The organism is Orrella marina, assembly GCF_003058465.1.
GTDB classification, from domain to species: Bacteria; Pseudomonadota; Gammaproteobacteria; order Burkholderiales; family Burkholderiaceae_B; genus Algicoccus; species Algicoccus marinus.
Genome location: NZ_CP028901.1, coordinates 1,098,307 through 1,119,533, shown reverse-complemented (window position 1 = coordinate 1,119,533; position 21,227 = coordinate 1,098,307). Strand labels below are relative to the sequence as shown.

Here is a 21,227-nt window from a genome sequence, read left to right as displayed (position 1 = left end):
CGTCAGTCTGTTTAAGCGAGGAGCAGGTCTTGATTGCGTGGATCTTGGGCGTTAATGTGACCTGCGTTGCACGTTTGGTAACAGTTGCTCTTGTTGCCAGTCTACTCAGTTGAGTATACCTTTCACCATAACTTGCCAGCGGGCCTTGTTAGCAGACCAGGTCTTGGCTCAGACCTCACTGCGTTTGCAGAAAATCGGACAAACATGGAGCGATAACGCTGTCACTCAAGCCTGAATTGCTGTCTGCCTGAGTATTGGCGGGTTGCTGCCAGGTGCCAGTCAGAACCCTGCACAAAGCCAACTCGCCAGGTCATGTCAGGTCAGGCCAGCCGAGCGTCTCGACAAAGACTGACGCCACCCCCCAGTTTGACGGCAAGAGGCGTGGAGTCAGGGATGGTGCTTGAGTTCTGATACTTCAGTTATGGCGTCAGTTGTTGAGCGTGAGGTAACTGGATCACAAACCGATTGTGTAGTTCAGAAACACGGCGTTGCTGTCAATCCCCTGGTAGGGAGATTGCCGGTACACATAGTCGAGCGAGACGCGCTGGTTCTTGGTGATGTCGAACCACAGGCCAGCCGCAAATGTTGCGCGAGTCTGAACAGGATCGTTGTTGAGCGCGCTTGCATTAAGACCCTGCAGTCCGGTGACTGTGACGGAGTCAGTGGACTGGTTGAGGTCAGATTCGACACCAGCACTGAGCATCAGGGACCAGCTGTCATTGAATTGGTGACGCAGGCTCAGACCTGCTAGCAAGGTGGTGAGATCGGAGCTCAATCCGCCATATGACAGCGCAGCCCGGACTCCGGCTGACTGGGATTCCGTGTATGCACTGCTGCTGGATTCGGTGTAGCGCACTCCCAGATAGGGCGAAAGGACTGTCCTTTGTGCCACGCCCAAGCCATAGGTCGTCAGTAACTGAAATCCTTGGCCGGTCAGGTTGGTGGTTCCCGTGGCAAGTTCAGTTCCATTGATTGGCGATCGGACAACGGATGCTTGTTGTTCGCCATAGGCGGCAGAGAGCTTGATGCCCGCCCCGATCCCGTCGGGGCGTTCCTGCCATGCACCAAACAGGCCGATCAATGGCATGGTGGTGCTCAGGGATGCGATGTTGTTGCTGTTCGCGTTCGAGACTGTCTGGTCGATATAGGCTCCGAAGCGAAACTCGGGAGTCAGGCGATACGCCAGTACGAACGTTCCTGCCGACTCATCCATACCACTGGCGTTGATGGCGGTGTAGCGCATCCCGATCGAGGCGCAGACCCCATGCTCGTTAAAGAGACCACAGTCGTACATGAAACTGTTGACGAGCGCAGCGTTCTGGACGGCAAGTGTCTGTTGCACTGATGCGAGCGTGCGGTTAACCGAGAGTTGAACATCAGCAGTCCTGAACTCGAACACATCAACGTACATACTGTTGGCGTCGTAGCCGAACCGGTGTGCGTTCTGCAGGTTGGTGTTGATGCTCTCAAAACGTCCGGCCAGTCCCTCGCTTGCACTGACCAGGGTGCGTCTGGCAGAACCGTAGTCGTCATCAGCCGCGACCAGCGTCAAGGCGCCAGCCACCCGGGCTGTTCCGGCGACTTCGAGTGCGTCAGCACCCGATGCGTTGATACGCAGACCGAGTTCACCGTCGCTTGTCTGCACGAACGTGCCACTGATCTGGTGAGTCGCACCGGCGCCAGCCTCTGAGATTGTCATCAGGCCGCTGTTCTCAAACCGGGCGAACCGGCCCGACAGTGCCGACACCCTGCCATCGATCACGCCGCCAGTTCCGTTGACAATCAGCGATCCTCGGGCTGAGGCGTCAGTTCGAATGGCATAGCCACCATCTCGTGCGCGCAGGGTGCCATAATTGACCAGTGTTCCAAATGTCCCTTGCATCCTGACCGCAGACAAGGTGTTCGAACCACTGACACTGACAGTCCCGTAATTCGAGACCACGCCGCCATAGGCGGTCGAGCCTGCGCAGCCCAGGTATCCACAGCTCGATCCACTTTGAATACCATCGCCGCCAGCAACGCGCAGCAAACCGTGATTGATCACATCCGCACCGCCGGCGAAGACGGTTGAAGTGCGTCCATCTGGAACGTGTATGGGACGATAGAGGGGCTGATCGGTACCGGCGATCGATATCCTCTTGTCGCCGATATCGGCATAGTAGGCGTATGTGATGCCACCATCGGTATACACGCCAATCACGTTTCCTTGATACATCGAGTTGGCCGAGGTTAACTGCTTGCCCACGGCAATCTCGGTCCAGGTGATAAATGGCTGTCCGGTGGCGGGGTCTATGGCATTTAAGTCAACGGTTGCGACGTACGCTTTGACGGGTTTGCCAAACACATCCACCGCATCGGCGACCATGTTGTAGACACCTGGCTGACCTGCGCTGGTGATGCCCTCGAAGTGCGTCACAATCGAGCCATCAGGTGATGAGAAGGTGTAGGTTTTTCCGTTGCCCTGGTTGTGGATGTAGGCGTAAGTGCCATCGACACCGTTGAACTTGCCGGTGTAGCCACCCGAGATCACATTGTTGTAGACCCCGTAGGCAGTGTTGCTCACTACGTCGGATATCGGTCTGGCCGGATCGAACTGGGTGCCTGCCAGTGGTACCGATGAGTACCTTTGCGTGGCGATGTTGTAAATGAACGAGTTACCGGTCTTGAGTTGCGTGTCATAGTTGCCGACTACCTGGTTCCCGAAGTTGCTGTGTGCAATGGTGAACAGAACCGGATCCGGCGTGAGTGAGGATGGCAGCAAAACCGTACTGCGGCGCGTTGCTCCGTCGAAAAGGTAGCCCTGGTCGTAGGAATCGCCGGCGTTTTTGAAGCTGCCAACGGCACGCAAGATCCCTGCTGGGGAGCCGAAGCTCGGCCCGTAGGGCGTGCTGGCAACAGATCCAGGATAGTTCGACTGATTGGCAGTGGCGATGGGATAGGCAGAGGCGGCAGACATCGACAACACATTGTCGTACAGGACCCCCCGGTGTTTCCGGTAGTGCCGATACTGAAGTTGCCGGTGATGTTCCTGTCCCGGATGCCTGTGATCGTCGTTACCGAACTGGTGCCGTACTGAAGTGATGCGTAATCTGGTGCGCCTCGCAGGTCTATTCCTGCTGATTTGGCAACCGGTGCGATGACCAGCATGCACAACAGGTAGAGAGGATTGATGCGGAGGGCTTTCATAATGATTTCTCGGTGACTCAGAATAATGAACCAGAGCTCACACCAGGGATACACCCTCGCGCGGTGAAGTGAAATCCGGTTTTCGTGGACACCTGAAACCCAGAAGCCATTCGGCGCTGAAGGTCCTCGTTCAATCAAACTGATGTGGGATCTGTCCTTGGTAACTCAGGACAAAACAACTGCGGGCCTGGCTTTAATACGGTACCGACGGAACAGGTAGGAATGGTTGTGCTGGTGAAAGCATTGAATGGGTGGCAGTTTTTTACTTGTTTATTAGTGCCTGATCGTTTTTAAGCATATCACCGGGAACATGATCTGGCTCAAGAATGGGGCCAGGATCAGGGAGCTTTTTTGTCAATGATGTTGTACAGCAACGTTTTGATATTTGATACGCGATTGCGGATAAACTGGACGCTTATACCGGGCGGCAAAGTTCGAGGCAGACAGGCTTGGTGCGTCCTCTCCCCTGTTTTGCAGTTGCCAAACCGTTTTCATCATCACTTCATCTCCCCTGCATCTTATGCCTGGAACCCGAATGAGGAATATTGTCCAGTCGGTCGCGGTTTTTGGAGGGACCATACTCCTGACCAGTTGTGGTCTGGTGCAAGACTACGTCAGCCCAAAACAGGCGACAGTCTTTCCGACTCCGTCAAACTGGGTGGCGCTGAGTACGACCGCAATGGCGATTACGGGTGACATCAGGTTGTCAGATAACGAGTTGCAGTTTTCCAATGGGGTGTCGATCTATCTTGATCTTCTTGAGCACGAACCACAAACAGGTCAGACGCTTTTTGGACTGAAGGATCGAGCGAACCCGGTTCTGTTGAACGGCAACTTGTTGTGCGGGCAAAAACCGGTGGACTACCTGGTGATTCAAGTCAGCGATGGCCTCTCCGGGCAACCTGACATGCAAATGATGGCCTACTATTACCCGGGCCATCTCCATCTGGCGCAGTTGCCTCTCAAAGATCAGAATGATCCGGAGCGCATGATGTGTGCACTTTACACGTACGTTAAGTCCGGATGAGGTAAAGGCGATTGGACCAAGGGGGGCGACAATGTTCTGGAGGATTGAGGCCAGAGTCGCTGGGGGCAAAGCAAGCCGCTGCGGCGATCCATTCCTTGCATTTCTGTATTCCAGTAAGCCAGCAAGTCAGCTTCGATGATCTCCGCGCGGCTCTTCAATCAGTCTTTCAGTCGCATGACGGATAAGAGCTGGTCCAGCGTAATGTACCCCTTGTTGTCCTCGTCGATACGCGACCATGACTTTGCAACTTTTGGCATTCCTTCTTGTGCCTCTTCCCTGGTTAGCTTGCCGTCGTCGTTTTTGTCGGCCGCATTGAAACGATCAATGACCTCCTGACGCTCCTGCATATCAGCAGAACTGTCCGAAGCACCCGACGCCTGGGCCCAAAACAAAACAAACACGCTTGCCAGCAGGATTTGTGCGAATTTTCTGGAAAGAACCAGCATGTTAGTCACCTATGCAAAAGGTTTGCGATCATTGATCGATTGAGCCATCCATCGTCTCGGGTCGCGCAGTGGAGAGTCAAGGCGCAAGACTATGCCCTTAACCTCTTGTCGTCAATTGCGATCCGAAGTGACCATTGCTGCGGCCTTGACCTGGGCGGATCGTAATGCATGCCCGGGCACCATGCGATGACATTCCGGACAACGCGATCCAAACCTTGCCCGCATAACCATCGGCATATTGATCAGGTGCGTGTCTGGTTTCTGGTCAGACGTGTATGTCAGACCAGACAGGTCCTTGCATGCACCCACCGTCAACTTTCCATCAATCCGCTTCAGCGTGGCCCAACGCGGTTGACAGGCCCGCCGCGGTTCATGGGATTGCCGACATTCCCCGCTGCGCCTGGTTGATTGATTCCTGGGTCGTAGACCCCTGCTCCGGGTGCTCCGACGCCGACTGCGGGTCGAACTACGCCGACGTTGCCGGCAGCGCCTGGCTGATTAATGCCAGGGTCGTAAACACCCGCCCCTGGCGCGCCGACCCCCATGCCTGGTGCACCAACACCGACTCCGGGCGCACCTACCCCTGCGACCGGTCGCACGACGCATCCCTTCGGTACTCCGACACTAGTGCAATAAATGACTGCATGCGCGTATGGGGTCACAAGCGTGAGCCCTAACGCGACGAGTATGGTTGTTTTTCTCATGGGATCGACTCTTCGGTGTGGAGACCCGACAAATCGTGATCGGACTGATCAGAGATTCCGGTACGGAAATCGTATCGCACAGTAGTGGAAACCGGTAGCATATTTTTTGGTCATCGAACAGAAAGAGTGATTGAGAATTCCGGTTGATCACTCTCTGCTCTTCCCTCTGTGCTCTCTTCGTGCCTGGCCATGGGATGGCATCACGCTCATAATGCCGCAGTCAAGGAACAGGCCGGACGTTGATCCGGCCAGCGGTCTGATTGATTCAGCGTTTAACCAAGCCAGCCCCACAACGCATTGCCCAGAAGGCGCCCTGGCAAGAGCGTAAACAGACCGGTAATAACCAATGCGCCGACATAGAGTGAGATCATATTGGCACGATGTGCCGCGATATTGTGAGATCGTGCGCGCATCACTCCGGTTGCCAGCATCAAAAGGGTCAGGACCGACAGGCCGTGAATCCAGGAATAACCGTCGGGGCCATAAATCGCAAAAGAAGAGCCAGCGACTGCTGCCATACAGATCACCCAGCCCCACGCCGCTATCTGGTGAGCACGGTTCCCTTTGCGGCCCCACAGGAGAAGTGCTCCTGATAGTAGCGAGACCGCTGCCAACGCCGTGTGCACTGCGATCGTAGCTGTCCAGATGTGTGTCGTATCGGCCACTGTGCCCCTGTCTGAATCGTCACAAATTCTTGCTTATTTAAAAAATTGACGGATCTCCTGTGCGACCTCCTGCGGCTGCTCTTCTGGTAAGTAATGGCCTGTATCAAGTGCGCGCCCTGATACTGATTGTGCCACTTCAAGCCAGTCATTGATCGGATCAAAACAGCGTTCAATCATGCCGTGTTGTCCCCACAGAACCCTCAAAGGCTGCGACAGCCTGGTGCCCTTTGCGCGGTCAGCTCGATCATGCTCAAGGTCGATCGTGACGGATGCCCGATAGTCCTCGCACATGGCATGCAGACAGGCTGGGTCTTTAATGGCTTCAAGGTACTGGGCCCAGTTCTCAGGTTCGAATACGGCGCGGCCACCGTGTCGCTTCAGCATGAACGCTTCCATGAAGCCTTGTGGATCCGCTCCAATGAGTTGCTCTGGTAACGGCGCTGGCTGCACCAGAAAAAACCAGTGCCAGTATCCAAGCGCAAACCTCATGTCTGTCTGCTCATACATTTTCAGGGTGGGTGATATGTCGAGCAGCATCAGTCTCTGGACTCTGGTCGGAAAGTCTGCCGCCAGACGATGGGCAACCCGGCCGCCTCGATCATGACCGACGACTCCAAACTGTTCAATACCCAGTCGATCCATTAGTGCGATCAGATCGAGGGCCATCTGGCGTTTGGAGTAATTCTGATGGTGAGGATCCGATGCAGGTTTCGGTGAGCTGCCATAACCGCGCAGGTCTGGCATGACGAGAGTGTATGTGTCGGACAACTGTTCGCAGACTCGTCGCCAGATGGATCGGTTCTGTGGAAACCCATGCAGCAACAGCAACGCCGGGCCGGTCCCTTTCATTTGATAAAAAAGCTCAACCTCGTTAACTACCTTGTTCTGCTCGGGCATGACATGCTCCTCTGACTCAACATAGTGTTTGATCGAAAGCGTATCACGCCAGTTCGGGCGTTGACCGGCCAAGGTGATGACGCATCCAACCTGGGCACGTGGATGCCGTCTGCCCGTGACGGGAAACAAGCCCTGACGTCAACGCTTGCAGGACTCGGAAATGATCAGGCAGGAAGCTTCTCTCTACGATTGAAAGATCATGGTGTCAATGCAGCACACCTCAATCGTTTAAACACGCCCTCCTCTCAGAAATGTCGGAACCAGAGAAGGCACCTTTACTCTTTCGTGATCATTGGAATGGCCTCGCTCACCACTTCCAGGCACTCGTCTTCAGTGGCAACCACGAAAGACCACCCATTCGGTGTCAGGAAGGAAATCACACTTTCATGCATCCAGGCGTGATTGCGCACCCGAAATGTTGTACGGCCAGGACGGCCTCCAAGTTCCTCGGTTTTCTGCCAGAACTCAAGTAAGCCGCCTTCATCAAGTAGTCGCCTTGCCGCAATCCTCGTAAAAAGAATGCGGTAGGTAGCGTCTTCCTCGGTCGGGGAAACTGTGACGAGTGCGTTATCCGCCAGAGCGCGCGCAGATGAAGCACCCCATAAGACGCTGGCAGACCATGCTATCTACGTATTGTGCAAAAAAACTGGCGGGCCTGATATCGACCCAAAGTTCCAGTCACTGAATCAGGCAGGCTGCGGGATCCCAGGCCCGGGGTCCATCGATTACTTTCATGGGTGTTTCGATCCCTGTATCCGTAGTGACTTACCCCGTACGCGGTCCATTGGACAGAAGGGGGCGTGCAAGGCCGAAAAACGGTATCGTGATGGCCAAAGGCGAGGCCTTGAATCAACAGGTGTCGCATGTACTTTGGCAAGCATGGTGTTCGCAGATCAATTACTGTACGTCTTGTGCAGGTGGTTTAGTCCATCCCATTACACACAACTTTAGGAATGGCGCGTAACATACTGACTTTGTATTGAGTTGCGGAAGAATGGCGTGAGTTGGGCTGCAGAAGAGTTCAAGAACATTGACCTGGGCGACAAACGCCTGAACAAACGTACGGCTTTGCTTGCCGAGCAAATGGCAGCCAATCCGATGGCGAGCATCCCGCAAGCGTGTGGTGGCTGGGCTGAAACCCCAGGCGGCCTATCGGTTTCTGGCGCAGGATGAGATCGGATGGGAAGATATCCTTGCACCGCACTGGCAATGCGCCGAGACGCGTATGCGAGCGCATCAGGTGGTGCTATGTCTGCAAGACACCACGGAGCTAGACTTCAACGGTCAGAGCATTGGCGGGCTGGGTCCGTTGTCTTACGAGGCACAGCGAGGGATGTATCTGCATCCCACGTATGCAGTCACCCCTGAGCGTGAACCACTGGGCGTGCTTGATGCCTGGACGTGGGCCCGGGAGCCCCGAGATGAGAGTGGCCAACGAGCAGGTGTCACCGAGAGTACGCGCTGGAGTGAAGGTTACAGCCGTGTTGCAGAGCTGGCACCGACTCTGCCCGAGACCCGGCTGGTGTATGTGGCTGATCGCGAGGCTGACATCGCAGCACTGATGGCGCTGGCCCGGGATCTGGGCCATCCGGCTGACTGGCTGATCCGCTCACAACACAACCGGGCATTACCGGAAGGTGGCAAGCTGTGGTCGACGGTGACCGAGGGCGATCCACTGGGAGGCATCTGCTTTACGATGCCCTCGCGCCAGGGCCAGAAGGCTCGTGAAGTGCGGCAACGCATCTGGGTGCGACGCCTGATGATTGCCGATGGCAAGGGCGGTGAGATTGAGGTCAGTTGCCTGGTCGCACGTGAGGACGAGGCGCCCAAAGGTGTCAAGCCAGTCGAATGGCGATTACTCACCAACCGCGAAGTGCAAACGCTCGAGTCAGCCATTGAGTTGATTGACTGGTATCGGGCGCGATGGGAGATCGAACTGTTCTTTCATGTGTTGAAAAATGGCTGCAAGGTCGAAGCTTTGCAGCTGAGTACCGTGGATCGACTGGAGCGCGCACTGGCCTTGTTCATGGTGGTGGCCTGGCGCATTGCGAGGTTGATGCGCTTGGGCAGAACCTGCCCGGATCTGGATGCAGCCCTGCTGTTTGAGAAAGACGAATGGCAGGCTGCCTACATCTTGAACAAAAAGAAAGCCCCGAAGTCACCGCCCAAACTCAATGAGGTGATCCGCCTGATTGCCATGCTCGGTGGGTTCCTGGGTCGAAAGGGTGATGGCGAACCGGGTGTCAAAACGATCTGGCTCGGATTACAACGGGTGGTCGACTTCGCGGCCGGATTGAAATTTGCCCGGGAACTTCAGGACGAATGACTTGTGTGTAATGACATGGGTTTAGTCTGCGCAAGATCGATCGCGGGATCGGAGGGTGTTATGTCAAAGAATCAACCTCTTTACAAAGAACTTTTTACGCTGCTGAGTCGACGGCAAAATGCGGAGTCATTACACATCCAGGCATTGTCCAACCTGGCGTTCAAGTTTCACCCGGATGATTTCTGGCGATCAAAGAAACTATGAGTCAATCAGGGCTCTGATTATCTTCGCAACGGCCATCGTTTCCGGGCGGATCATGTTGTTTGCATACGATACAAAGATGCAAGGCTAAAGCCCCCATCGACTGTTAACTCCTGGCCCGTCATGTAAGTCGATGCCTCAGACAGCAGGAATGCAACAGCGTTTGCGATGTCCTCGGGCTGACCAATTCGCCCTGATGGAATCATTGATCGCCTCCTGGCATGCAAAGCTTTATCCTCATAGAACTGCGCGGACATTGGCGTCATTATCATCCCTGGACTGACCGCATTGGCCCGAAGACCACACTCTCCCCATTCAACTGCCATCTGTCTCGTCAGTGCCAAAACAGCTGCCTTACTCGCCCCGTAAGCGACACTATTATTCGGAAGGTGTGCCGCGATTGATGCAATATTGACGATACTACCGGAACAACCGGAGGTGCGAACGCCTTTGGTCAAGTATCGGGAGCACCAAAGTACCGACTGCAGATTGACCTGCATGACGGCATTCCACTGGGTGTCTGTGCATGAAAGCAGGCTGTCGTTTTCAGGCAGGATTGCAGCATTGTTAACCACACCACTTATCATTCCATACTTCTGATGTAGCGAGTCAGAAAGTGCTTCAACCTGTTGCAGATCACAAAGGTCACACTGGAGTGCCTGCTCATTTTCGAGCTTAATCGAACGCACCACTGTATCCAGTGCTTGCATATTTCTATCCACTGCTATTACGGTTGCACCGGCATCCCGTATCGTTCGGACAATGGACGCACCTATGCCCCCCGCAGCACCAGTAACGACAATCACTTTGTCTGCAAGTGCCTGCGGTGAAAAAGTTTCGGTACTCAAGTTGTCTCCTTCTTTTTTGAGATCGATTGTGCGGCCCGGTAGCCAAAGGTCATGGCCGGACCAAGCGTGATACCTCCGCCTGGATAAGCTCCCCCCATGACACTTAATGCGTCATTGCCTACGCAGTAAAGGCCTGGAACAACGCTCCCATCCGATCCTATTACCTGACCGTTCTCATCTGTTCTGACACCTGCAAATGTGCCTAGATCGCCCATGACAACCTTCACCGCGTAAAAAGGTCCTTTTTCTATCTCGGCAAAGCACGGATTTGGCAAGTGAGAAGGATCGCCAAGAAAGCGGTTGTAGGCTGTCGAGCCTTTTCCATAATGTGTGTCAACACCCGTCGCAGCATCTCGATTGACTAACTCGACGGTTTTAAGCAACCCTTCTGAATTAATGCCAGCCTGAAGAGCGAGGTCTTGAATTGTTCTGGCACGAATGAGGTAGCCGGACTTGATCAGCCCTCCTTTTGGGACTGGGAATGGCTTGGCATAACCCAAGCCGTAGCGATTGATCGTTCTGTCATCACAGATGAGCCATGCTTCACAGGTGCCACCTTGACAGGCCTGACGCAACGCGCACCCAAAATCGTGATAAGAATTTGCTTCATTTACAAACCGCTGCCCATTGGCCAGTACCGCAATGATTCCTGGTTTGTATCGATCGACAAGATGAGGGAAAACGCCAAACTTTCCATCACCATGTGGGACCTTTGAAACAGGAATCCATGCGGCATTGTTTGGCAGCATGTCAAAGGTCTGACCTCCAGCGGACTCAGCCAGACGCCATCCATCCCCCGTATTTCCTGGAGGAGCAGGAGAAACATGCTCGTGCCCTGTCGGTGCGTGCTCGAACAAATGCTGTTTCAAAACCGGATCTTGCGGAAAGCCTCCACTGGCCAGCACAACGGCCTTGCGAGCATAGAGTTGACGACGATCATTTCCATCACCGCTGACTTCGACTCCAATAACAGTCGCCTTCCCGGAGCGACTCTGCCCGATAATTAATCCCGAAACTGGCGTTTCAGTTCTGATTTCCACGCTCTTGTCGTAAGCGCTTCGAGCCAGCCTGGCTATCAAAGCATTGCCATTGGTCAATCGCTGAGCACGACCGTATCGAATCATTTCCAAAGCGTGAGTCGCAAGGCGACGAACAACATAAATGGCGGAGCTCAGGGAGCGAGTGCAGTTAAAGAAGTGCGAAACTTCTTTACTGGCATTAAACATCATGCCAACAAATGTGATTTCTTTCAGGGGTGGACGGAGTCTGTTGGCAAGTTGTCCGAGTTCACGTGCATCGTAAGGGGCAGCAAGTAACGATCGTCCCCCGGCATAGCCCCAGGTGCATTGGGATGGTAGTCCGAGAACTCAGGTACTGAAACAAACTCAAGCGAGGAGTTGCGTTCGAAAAACTCGATCATTTCAGGGCCGCTGCGCAAAAACGCGTCAACCCTTGCTGAATCAAAGTGATCTCCAGCTTCGTGCAGCATGTAGGTTCTAGCGGCCTCAATTGAGTCTTTGATTGAGGGATCCTTGCGATGACAGGGTATCCAGAGAACGCCGCCCGAATAGGCAGTGGTTCCTCCAAAAAACGCCTCTTTCTCCAGAACACGAACACTTAGCCCCATCGCTGCAGCGGCCACCGCCGTTGCAAGCCCCCCTGCTCCGGAACCCACCACGATCACATCGACTGGATCGTCGAGTTCACGCACATCATTTCCCATGTTGCCCACCAGCGAATCTCGAATACATTTGACAGTGTGGCAGTCACCAGGAATCTCATTCGTATCCTGCCACACCTGCCGCCAGACTGCTCAGATCACCTTGACGGAAATCTCGCCGAGTCCTTCGACATAACCCGTCATCTGATCTCCCGGTTCGACGGGACCTACACCAGCGGGTGTTCCAGTAAAGATGAGATCCCCGGGTAATAAACTGATCGATGCACTGACATGAGCAATGATCTCAGGAACTGACCAAATGAGATCAGTCAAGCTTGCTTTCTGTCGAGTTTGACCATTGACATGTAGGCCGATTTCACTGCTTGCAAGCGAGCCGACGGTCTCGGCTGTATAAATCGGTCCGCATGGTGCACTCTTATCAAAACCCTTTCCCCAGTCCCATGGACGACCCATCTCTCGCGCCTTGAGTTGCAGGTCTCGGCGAGTCATGTCGAGTCCTACCGCATAACCATAAATGTGACTTTGCGCGGACTCGGTGTCGATGCTGGTGCCTTCCCTGCCAATTGCCACAACAAGTTCGATCTCATAGTGCAGGTTAGAAGTCATGGGCGGATACGGCATCTCGGTGCCGTCGGCATGTGCTACAAAGATCGCATCAGTGGGTTTATAAAAGAAAAACGGTGGCTCTTTGTCCGGATCGTTTCCCATTTCTCGAGCATGATCTGCGTAGTTACGACCTACGCAGATTACCCGGCGCACTGGAAATCGTCCGTCCTGCCCAACAACAGGTAACGAGGTTACCTTGGGAGGGGGTAATACATATGCATTCATAGTATGAGCGAGTTGAGTCTAGGGCTGACCGCCAGGAGAGAAGTCAGTGGGAACCATAATTCGGTTCTCCATTTGTTGAATCATGGGACGAACCTGCGCGAGGTAGTCTTGCCAGGCAGGCTCCTGGGAGAGTAACTGTCGCCTGCGGGTTCGTTCTTCAAGCGAGGAGTAGCCCCAGAGATGTACCAGCGTGTTCAGCATGCCAAATTCGGTCACGTAGTACCCGAGCAGATTTCCGAGAATCTTTCTCTGTAACGCCAGGGCACCGGTATCCTTGTAAATCCGCAAGTAGTCTGAGACATTTGCAGTGGGGATCAACGTGTATGTCCGCTGTTCTACAAACATGATCCACTCCTCAATCAAGCAATAGTTCTGCGGCCTGGCGCGCAGTTTGCCCGACACGCACCCCTTTGGCTGCGGCTGTCTTGTTGACAGCGCTGATCACACCATCAAAGTAGGTGCTTCGACCATCACCCATTCGGGCGGTCAGCGCATCAACCGAAGCGCCGGCAATTCCGTCTGCATCGACTTCCTCAAGTGCACTGATTCCGCTATTGTTCTTTCCGATGCCACCGTCAGAGCAGATGAATGCCCATGGACGGAATGTGCGGAAGTATTCAATAACGCTGCGTCCGGTATGGCCTGCTGTACACAACACGTTTCGTTCCTTGTCCTCTGGGAGGGCAAACGCAATGGAGTCTGTGCACACAATGCTGCGCCCAAGGTCATTTGTGTGAATGACCAGTCGTCGTGCAGGGTCGAAATCAGCAGGCTGGCGTGATCCTGTCATGAGGGCATCGACAGCTTCCTTGACGGTTAATCCGGGCACAACGCCCAGACGCTCAGCCGCTTCATTAACGCGACTGATCACGCCGTTCTCGTACATATCCGTTCCGTTTCCCATCTCTGCGGTCATCGTGTCCACGGCAGCACCCGGAACACCGAGCGCCTCGTAATACCAAAGCCCGGCGATACCGGCTCCGTCCTTGCCAATGGCACAGTCCAGTCCAATTGCCGCTTTGGGTCTGGCTGACATCACCATCCGGGCGCACAGCACGCCAGCGTAGGATGCGGCAACCAGCACATCACCTTGGGTGGATGGCTCATGATCGACGTATTCTTCGACGTGAGTTGCTGAATCAAAAACCAGAGCACGACCGGCGTCAGAGGTTTTTATTTGGGGAAGATGTAATGCCATCGTAATTTTTCCTTTCAAGATAGTGAATCGAGTTGGATCGATCGCTGATCCGTTATGTTTGTTTCCAGCGATTCAAGCGCGGTGAGTCACCGAGACACATCAGGAATCAACTTTCTTGCTACTAACTCATCAAAACGCGCTAGCAGAGTTGTCTCAGTATCAAGGCATTGGTGAAAGCCTGCCCGGCGGATCTTTCCTGTTTCAAATAGGACATCATTACTGAATGCAACGTTGAACATGTAGTGTGCCCACTGCCAGTTGACTAAGCGGCCTATATCATTCTGGACAAGACCTTGCTCCAACGAGATAGATTTCCACAGGTCGCCAAACGCTTCAGGAACCATGTCAAGTGGAACTGGGATTGGGTCTGCCATTTCCATGTCAAAGTATCGAGCCAAAACTGCCCAGGTGTTCTTCCAGCGGCTCGGGTCGCCATTGGCAATATTGAAAATCTCGTTTCCAGCGTTCTCGCTTGTTGATGCCCAGCACGCTGCCGCAGCTATCTGGTCGGCGTCGGCGATGTGGTGCAGTGCATTCCAGGCAGCGGCCGTACCGGGAAATCGAAGGGGCACTTTCTGCGCACGTGACAGCGTGCCAAGCACGCCTAACGTCATCACCAGATTCATTGGGGCACGCTCGGAGTAGCCAGTCACATACGGTGGAATCAGATGGCTCCAGCTCCATCCGCCAGCAATACTCCGCTCTACCAGGTGATCGTGTTGCTGGTAATAGAAGTTAGGAGCAAGATGTCTGGGGTCTGTTTCGCGCGCAGGCGTTTTGATCGCACCCCATTGCAGTCCGTAGTACTTTCCGCCGGTAATGAGCACAACTCTCTGGAGGGATCCAGCGTGGACCTCAGCCAAGTCAATCGCTCTGCGCAGCATGTCAAGATTCGGTTCGATTTCCAGGAACCGACTGGAACGTGGCTGATATGCAGCATAGAAAAGGTGGGTCACCGCGGGCATTGACTTGAGTGCGGCCTTGAATGACTTGTCGTCTAGAATGTCCAGTGCCAGCGCGTCGGCTCCTTGCGGTGCCGTACCAGATCGATTAACACACGTTACCCGCCATTCGCCCTCGTTCAGAAGCTGTTTGACAATAGATCCACCAATCACACCTGTCGAACCAAGTACAAGCGCATGTTTCATGATATTAACTCCAGCCAGTCAGGCGATGCACGACGTAAATTGTCGAGTTGTGGCCACTGGGTATTCTTGGTCACGGGGTCAACCCTGAGCCGTGTCAATCGCATGAAACAGATCAGCCATTGATCATTCTCCCGCCTGTATGCCTCCTCGTAGTGACCATATCCGGTAAAGCCGACGGCATCGGGCGCCTCACGCAGCACGATTGGCGATGGCCATTGCAGAAAATCCTGCATCGCCCATATCCCCTTTGCTTGTCCCTCCCCATTAAAGGCAAGCTCGGGCATATGGCAGTGATGAACTGAAATTGCGGTTTCGAGTCTTTTTGAGACACCTGCCACGAACTGGTCAGCGCTAGATCCATCAGGAGCTGAGCCAAAACCTTCAAACCGGGCATCGTCGGTGAATAAAGTTCGCAACTGTGCCCACTGTTTGGTGTCGACATAACGGCAGTACCGTGCTTTCAACTGATGAATGGCGAGTTCATCTTCTTGTCGGGTGCCGAGTTTTTCCTGACGAGTGCGTGTCAGACTTTGCGTCATTTCAGTTCCTCACCAGCAAGAGGACCCTCCAGAAACTTGTTCGGTTTCAAAAAGAAGCACAACACCAAAGCGCCCTTCGGTGAACGGGCATCGTGACGATGGCCAGCGGGACGCCAGACAAAGTTTCCTTCGGTATAAACACCGTCATCGTCCTCGAATTCACCCTCAAGGACATAGCTCTGCTCAATCTGAACGTGCTCGTGTAAGCCGAGAACACTTCCTGGTGCCCAGCGAAACAGTGCTGTCAGCAGACCGGATTGTTCGTCTTGCATCAGTATCTTGATCTCCACGCCAGGTGAAGGGGTGGTACGCCATGGAAGTGATTGAACATCAACAATTCTTGAGTCCAGGGGGCCAAGCTGCTCCTGATTGGGCAGAAACGGGGTGACGGCGGTTGTCATCAAGTAACTCCTTTCTTTCGTTTAGTAGTACTGATTTTCTTATCAGATGTTTTAATTTTGGCGGTAGCATGCACTGGCTCGGCGCATCGTTCCGCGATCATTTCAGAAGCCTTTCTTCCGGCATCAGTGATCCACTGCGCGAGCTGGTCGAAGTCGGTTGACGGAAATTCAGATTCGGCCAACACGATAGTGATACTGCCAAGAACCTTGTTTTCGGCATCGAAGATTGGTGCAGAAATGCCACCTGACTGGGGCATCATCTCGGCACGGGTGATCGAGTAGCCCTGGCGCCCGATCTCAGCGAGTTTTGTCCTGAACTCAGGCCAAGTTTCTCCCATCCCGGCCCGTTTAATTTCGTCTGGATAGTTCAGCGCCAGATTTCTTTGCTGATAGACTGAAAGATTGGCAAGGATGATCTTTGCCATGGCTCCTCGGAACAATGACATCGGCTTGCCGCGCTCAAACAGGGCTGGAATTGCGGGATCTGGCCATGCGATGTCCACGCACATAATGCTGTTTCGGAAATAGCTGGCTAACAGCATGTTCAGACACTTAGCGTCGCTCAGCTGGCGCATAACCTTCCGCCCTGCTGTCAGTAACGGGTCTCCAATCTGCATGATTCGGTCGAGTTCGATTATTCTCGGACCAAGCACATAAACGCCTCCCTTGGCTGGCGATAACAGACCAACATCGCACAAACTGGCCAAATAGCGATAGGCGGTCGCTCGCGAGGTTCCCAAAAACTCGACTACCTCATCCAGGTGTACTGATAATGCACCTTCCCGGAACAACTCCAGGATGCTAAGTCCTTTCGCAAAACTACTCATTTCTCGTCCTTTCATCAGATCCTCTCGAGATCGCAATTCGGACCGAGACTTAATCTCGTCGTCAAATGTGCTGCCATCAGCGCCCCCACAAAAACTCCATCGGCACCATCACGATTGCAGGAAAAAGAACTAACAACACCAGGACGGACACTTGAGCAATGATGAATGGAAATGCACCCCGAGCGACTTGGTCCATCTTCATCTGACCAACTCCGGACACCACATTCAAAACAGTCCCGACCGGAGGTGTCATCAGGCCGATCGCAGTGTTAATGATGAACAACACGCCAAAGTAGGCTGGGTCAATACCCGCTTCCTTGACAACTGGCATCAACACAGGGGTAAGAATCAAGATGGTCGGCATCATGTCCATCGCCATGCCAACAGCCAGGATGAACAACATCATTGCAATCAAAAGTAATGTCGGGTTGTCCATGAAGGGTTCGAGAATATCGATGATCTGCCCTGGTATGTCCGCGACAGTAATCAACCATGCAGCCACCATGGCAGCTGCAATCAGGAACATCACGATCGCTGTAGTACGCGCGGCGCAGGCAAATACTTTATACAGACTGGCTAGCCTAAGTTCCCGATAAATGACGCATGCCACGAAAAGCGAGTAGACCGCTGCAACCACCGCTGCCTCTGTTGGTGTAAACACTCCCATCTTGAGGCCAACAAGAATGATCACGGGCAGCATCAGTGCCCATATGGCGTCCTTGAATGCACTGACTTGTTGCCGGAATGACGCCTTTGGGGGCAACGGCACATTTTCACGGCGAACCACCCAGGCCCAGGCTGCAGCAATCGCGATACCCAGCAACAACCCTGGAACGATCCCGGCCATGAATAGTTTGCCAATTGACACATTACCAGCCACGCCAAAAATTATGAAAGCGATTGATGGTGGAATAACTGGGGCGATGATGCCAGCAGAGGCAATCAATCCCCCTGAGGTTGCCTTATCGTGACCGGCTCTGACCATCATGGGCAATAGCAAGGCAGCAAGCGCGGCTGTATCAGCAACTGCCGAACCAGACAGTGCGGCCATCAGGCAGGCGGTTACCACAACGACATAGCCAAGCCCGCCGCGTTTATGCCCTACCAGTGTCATGGCAAACTGCACCAGTCGCTTGGACAGCCCGCCAGCGTTCATGACCTCCCCGGCCAACATGAAAAAAGGAATTGCCAGCAGAGGAAAGCTATCGGCTCCATTGATGACATTCTGGGCAAGAATCTGCGCATCAAACAAATCCAGATGCATCATCAGTGCCACGCCAGAAAGCAATAGCGCGTAAGCAATCGGCACGCCAATCAGCATGGCAGCAAGCAAAGAACTAAGAAAAATCAGGACTGTCATGATAAGGTTACTTTTACAAAGGGCAGCCGCCCGGGAAGTCGCATCGGTTTACAGATGCGACTGGTTCGCATCTTCCTCTTCGGGCAGACGTCCCCTCAGAAGCTGATACAACCCGTAAAGCAAGATCCACAAACTCGAAATACCGAACACAACGCCCGATGCGTAAAAAACCCAAACAGGTGTGCCCGTCACTGGAGCAGTAACGAACCAGTTGAGCTCTGCTTGGGTAAGACTGCCGTCGAGGACCAGCCAGCTGGCGTAAATCATGAGAATCTGCGCCAGAATAAGACAAACCAGCCGTGCCTTTTTAGGGATTCTGGCCAGTAGGACGTCCGTTCCAAGATGGGCTCGCTCTGCCAGGGCGATGATCGCCCCGAGGAAGGTCATCCAGACAAACAGCCATCTCGACAATTCCTCCGAGACAAGCAGGCCCGAGTTGAATCCGTACCGCAACACCACGTTGCCCATGACCATGACGACCATCGCGGCCAATAGCAGGACACAAACGAGACGTAGGAATTTGCAATACTGCTCAATCAGACCTTGCATTGTCATCAATCCTTCAATTGCACCAAAATCCGCATGATTTATGGATAAGCCGCGCGGATACGCTTCATCTCGCTGCGATACAGATCAACGAGAGCTGGGTCGTAGCTATTTGCGAAACCATCCGCGACTGGATCCGTCGCTGCGCGCATCTGGTCAAGGGAGTCCTGAGGAACAGAGTTGATCTCCATGCCATTTGCAATGAGTTGGTCACGTGCCACCTTGGCTTTCTCTCTGCTGATCGTTCTCTGATACTCTCCGGCTTCGGCAGCGGCTTCAGAAAGAATCTGCTTCTCCGTATCGGACAATTGATCCCAGAAACGCTTGCTCATCATCACAAGATTAGCCGTGTAGACATGATTGGTCTCGCTCATGTACTTCTGGACTTCGTAGAACTTGCTGGTCAAAACGATGCTGTATGGGTTCTCCTCTGCATCGAGTGCACCAGACTCCAGTGCGCCGTACAGTTCACCAAACGCCATGGGAACCGGATTGGTTCCGAGCGCTTTGAAGGAGTCCAGAAACAGTGGATCGCCCATGACGCGAGTCTTCAACCCACGCATGTCTTCCATCTTGATGATGGGTTGGCGATTGTTCGTGAAGTTACGAAATCCTGTCTCCCAAAAGCCCATGCCAACGATTCCTCGCTCCGGAAGGCGTTCCTGAAGCGATGTTCCAAAAGGTCCGCCAAGTAAAGCATCAACCTGGGACGTATTCTGAAAGGCAAAAGGTGTATCGATCAGACTGAATTCTTTAACAAGTGCCGATGCTGTGGTTGTGGCGGGCACAAACATTTGCTGCACGCCCCCTTGCACAGCACTCATCTGCTGGCTCTCACTACCCAGGACCGACCCACCAAACTCGCGAACCTTGATCTTTCCACCACTTTTCTCGGAAACCAGATCAGCAAACTTCTGTACACCTAAGGCTAGCGGATGACCCGGCTGAACCAAATGTCCGAAACGGATGGTTCGTTCCTTGATGTCCTCGGCTAATGCACTGGAAGAGATCGCAAGCAGCGCTGATAGCGCCAAAACCCGGATTTTCATGTAAATGATCCTTTTCTGATTGAAAGCAAACATGCTGGACAAAAAGTCCGTTAGCACCCTCCTCGAGGTTACGGAGGAAGTGTATAACAGTAAATTTCGCAATATGTGCGATTTTTGTAATGATTTTCCCTTATTGTGAAAATATTTAATTTTCTTCTATATTGCAAATCTCATATTGCGATAAAAAAGTTCGCACAAGATGGGGCAGATCCCCTCTGTCAAGAGTGTTCAATTTTCAGATCTGGGATTGAGCGCGGCAAGTCAGGCTAGTCCGGTTGGCACAGTCTGGAGATGTCTAATCGCTAGCGGCTTTTTGAACGTTTGGTTGCAAACAGGAGTTTCGTATGACGATCTACCGGAGTGCGCTTATTTCGCGAAAAGCCTCTTTAAGCGAGGCTGCCTTCAAAAGCCACTGGATCGAGGTGCACGGTGAGCTTGCGCGTAAATTGCCGGGGCTTTTGCATTACAGGCAGAACCACATTCTTGATCGCGTTTACGAGGCGCCAGCCTTTCCATTACAGCGCATTGACGGCATATCACAGCTCGCTTTCCAGAGCATTGAGGCAATGGAGCGATCCGATGCTTCTCAAGCGTATGCATTGACGAAGGAGGACATTCCAAAGTTTCAAGGTGAGATCACGATTCTGGTTTTGAAAGCATTTGAACTTGTGCAACGTCGATCGGCGGAAGTTCTCTACAAGGTCATTCTGGTCAGCACGCGAGGAATGCACCAGCAGTCGAGTTGGGATCCAGTAGAGGATTGGTGGCCATCAGTAAAGGCTCAGATCGAGCAACTTCCGGGCCTTAGAGGACTGACGCAGAACAAGGTTATTGATCGGAACCACCCGGTTTCTGCCGGCATTCCTTCAGGAGACGGACGTCGTGCAGAAGCACTTACAGAACTTTGGTTCGACAGCGAACGGAATCTGAATGAAGCGATTTCAAGTGAGCTATTTTCACAGTTCATGACACAAGACTTTTGGCTGAGGACTGTTGCGATTTATAGAATCCAAGAGGTCAAGATCTGTTAAAAAACTGACAAATCTCCTGGACCACTTCTTGTGACCGCTTGGCGCTTGTTGCCCGGTCCTGGCGATCGTGATCCAGGTCGATCGTGATGGATGTCCGATAGTCCTCACACATCGCGTTCAGGCGGGCCGGATCTCTGATGGCTTTGATATATTGCTGCCACTTCTCTGGGTCAGATGAGGCGCGACCGCCATGTCGCTTCATAGTGAAAGCTTCCATGAAGCCATTGGGTTACTCTTCGATGAGTTACTCAGGTAGCGCTGCACTAGAAAGAATCAGTATCACTAACCAGCCGCAAACGACATGCCTGTCTGCTCG

General features: G+C 53.4%; 20 protein-coding genes and 2 pseudogenes. 3 read left to right on the top strand and 19 right to left on the bottom strand.

Annotated elements, in window-relative coordinates; translation table 11 throughout:
- Positions 1-454 precede the first annotated feature (454 nt).
- Entirely contained in the window at positions 455-2,956 is a 2,502-nt protein-coding gene (locus DBV39_RS04990) for an autotransporter outer membrane beta-barrel domain-containing protein (protein ID WP_108620601.1), read from the bottom strand.
- A gap of 765 nt (positions 2,957-3,721) precedes the next feature.
- Here DBV39_RS04990 and DBV39_RS04985 point away from each other — a divergent pair.
- Positions 3,722-4,213 carry a hypothetical protein gene (locus DBV39_RS04985; protein WP_108620600.1) on the top strand — a complete coding sequence of 164 codons (492 nt, stop codon included), beginning with the start codon at positions 3,722-3,724 and terminating at the stop codon, positions 4,211-4,213.
- Between the two features lie 158 nt (positions 4,214-4,371).
- Here the strand turns inward: DBV39_RS04985 and DBV39_RS04980 are convergent, their stop codons facing one another.
- The 4 genes from DBV39_RS04980 to DBV39_RS04960 form a co-directional block, all read right to left on the bottom strand.
- On the bottom strand, positions 4,372-4,659 hold the full coding sequence (locus DBV39_RS04980; protein ID WP_193853049.1) for an EF-hand domain-containing protein: 288 nt from the start codon (positions 4,657-4,659) through the stop codon (positions 4,372-4,374).
- Between the two features lie 332 nt (positions 4,660-4,991).
- Positions 4,992-5,363 (bottom strand): hypothetical protein, encoded by a 372-nt coding sequence (locus DBV39_RS04970; RefSeq protein WP_108620598.1) that lies wholly within the window; start codon positions 5,361-5,363, stop codon positions 4,992-4,994.
- A gap of 272 nt (positions 5,364-5,635) precedes the next feature.
- Positions 5,636-5,881 (bottom strand): DUF2306 domain-containing protein, encoded by a 246-nt coding sequence (locus DBV39_RS04965; RefSeq protein ID WP_407669248.1) that lies wholly within the window; start codon positions 5,879-5,881, stop codon positions 5,636-5,638.
- A gap of 180 nt (positions 5,882-6,061) precedes the next feature.
- Entirely contained in the window at positions 6,062-6,997 is a 936-nt protein-coding gene (locus DBV39_RS04960) for an alpha/beta fold hydrolase (RefSeq protein ID WP_227870814.1), read from the bottom strand.
- A gap of 912 nt (positions 6,998-7,909) precedes the next feature.
- On the opposite strand from DBV39_RS04960, the pseudogene DBV39_RS04955 reads away from it, so the two are divergent.
- Positions 7,910-9,251, top strand: a pseudogene (locus tag DBV39_RS04955) (IS4 family transposase).
- A 254-nt stretch (positions 9,252-9,505) separates the two neighbouring features.
- Here DBV39_RS04955 and DBV39_RS04950 read toward each other — a convergent pair.
- The 13 genes and pseudogenes from DBV39_RS04950 to DBV39_RS04895 all read right to left on the bottom strand — a co-directional run bounded on the left by DBV39_RS04950 (position 9,506) and on the right by DBV39_RS04895 (position 19,880).
- Entirely contained in the window at positions 9,506-10,300 is a 795-nt protein-coding gene (locus tag DBV39_RS04950) for an SDR family NAD(P)-dependent oxidoreductase (RefSeq protein ID WP_159078807.1), read from the bottom strand.
- Positions 10,297-11,568 (bottom strand): annotated as a pseudogene (locus tag DBV39_RS04945) (FAD-binding protein); the annotation flags it as partial. The pseudogene DBV39_RS04945 and the gene DBV39_RS04950, both read right to left, overlap by 4 nt.
- Positions 11,550-12,023: an FAD-dependent oxidoreductase gene (locus DBV39_RS20410; protein WP_322348743.1), complete on the bottom strand. Its 474-nt coding sequence runs from the start codon at positions 12,021-12,023 to the stop codon at positions 11,550-11,552. The gene DBV39_RS20410 and the pseudogene DBV39_RS04945, both read right to left, overlap by 19 nt.
- A 90-nt stretch (positions 12,024-12,113) precedes the next feature.
- Complete coding sequence (locus DBV39_RS04940; protein ID WP_108620595.1) at positions 12,114-12,812, bottom strand: fumarylacetoacetate hydrolase family protein; 699 nt, start codon at positions 12,810-12,812, stop codon at positions 12,114-12,116.
- Positions 12,813-12,830: 18 nt separating this feature from the next.
- Positions 12,831-13,157 (bottom strand): NIPSNAP family protein, encoded by a 327-nt coding sequence (locus DBV39_RS04935; RefSeq protein WP_108620594.1) that lies wholly within the window; start codon positions 13,155-13,157, stop codon positions 12,831-12,833.
- 10 nt (positions 13,158-13,167) lie between these two features.
- A complete protein-coding gene (locus tag DBV39_RS04930) occupies positions 13,168-14,010 on the bottom strand; it encodes a hypothetical protein (protein WP_108620593.1) in 843 nt (280 codons plus the stop codon).
- Between the two features lie 86 nt (positions 14,011-14,096).
- A complete protein-coding gene (locus DBV39_RS04925; RefSeq protein WP_108620592.1) occupies positions 14,097-15,158 on the bottom strand; it encodes an NAD-dependent epimerase/dehydratase family protein in 1,062 nt (353 codons plus the stop codon).
- On the bottom strand, positions 15,155-15,697 hold the full coding sequence (locus DBV39_RS04920; RefSeq protein WP_108620591.1) for a nuclear transport factor 2 family protein: 543 nt from the start codon (positions 15,695-15,697) through the stop codon (positions 15,155-15,157). The genes DBV39_RS04925 and DBV39_RS04920 overlap by 4 nt, the downstream gene beginning before the upstream one ends.
- A complete protein-coding gene (locus DBV39_RS04915; protein ID WP_108620590.1) occupies positions 15,694-16,098 on the bottom strand; it encodes a cupin domain-containing protein in 405 nt (134 codons plus the stop codon). The genes DBV39_RS04920 and DBV39_RS04915 overlap by 4 nt, the downstream gene beginning before the upstream one ends.
- On the bottom strand, positions 16,098-16,940 hold the full coding sequence (locus tag DBV39_RS04910) for an IclR family transcriptional regulator (protein ID WP_108620589.1): 843 nt from the start codon (positions 16,938-16,940) through the stop codon (positions 16,098-16,100). The genes DBV39_RS04915 and DBV39_RS04910 overlap by 1 nt, the downstream gene beginning before the upstream one ends.
- A 61-nt stretch (positions 16,941-17,001) precedes the next feature.
- Positions 17,002-18,285 (bottom strand): TRAP transporter large permease subunit, encoded by a 1,284-nt coding sequence (locus DBV39_RS04905; RefSeq protein WP_108620588.1) that lies wholly within the window; start codon positions 18,283-18,285, stop codon positions 17,002-17,004.
- 48 nt (positions 18,286-18,333) lie between these two features.
- Positions 18,334-18,834 (bottom strand): TRAP transporter small permease, encoded by a 501-nt coding sequence (locus DBV39_RS04900; RefSeq protein WP_159078806.1) that lies wholly within the window; start codon positions 18,832-18,834, stop codon positions 18,334-18,336.
- 38 nt (positions 18,835-18,872) lie between these two features.
- A complete protein-coding gene (locus DBV39_RS04895) occupies positions 18,873-19,880 on the bottom strand; it encodes a TRAP transporter substrate-binding protein (RefSeq protein ID WP_108623090.1) in 1,008 nt (335 codons plus the stop codon).
- Between the two features lie 344 nt (positions 19,881-20,224).
- Here DBV39_RS04895 and DBV39_RS04890 point away from each other — a divergent pair, with 344 nt between their 5' ends.
- A complete protein-coding gene (locus tag DBV39_RS04890) occupies positions 20,225-20,911 on the top strand; it encodes an EthD domain-containing protein (protein WP_108620586.1) in 687 nt (228 codons plus the stop codon).
- Here DBV39_RS04890 and DBV39_RS04885 read toward each other — a convergent pair.
- Positions 20,898-21,113: a hypothetical protein gene (locus DBV39_RS04885; protein WP_108620585.1), complete on the bottom strand. Its 216-nt coding sequence runs from the start codon at positions 21,111-21,113 to the stop codon at positions 20,898-20,900. The genes DBV39_RS04890 and DBV39_RS04885 overlap by 14 nt on opposite strands.
- Positions 21,114-21,227 lie beyond the last annotated feature (114 nt).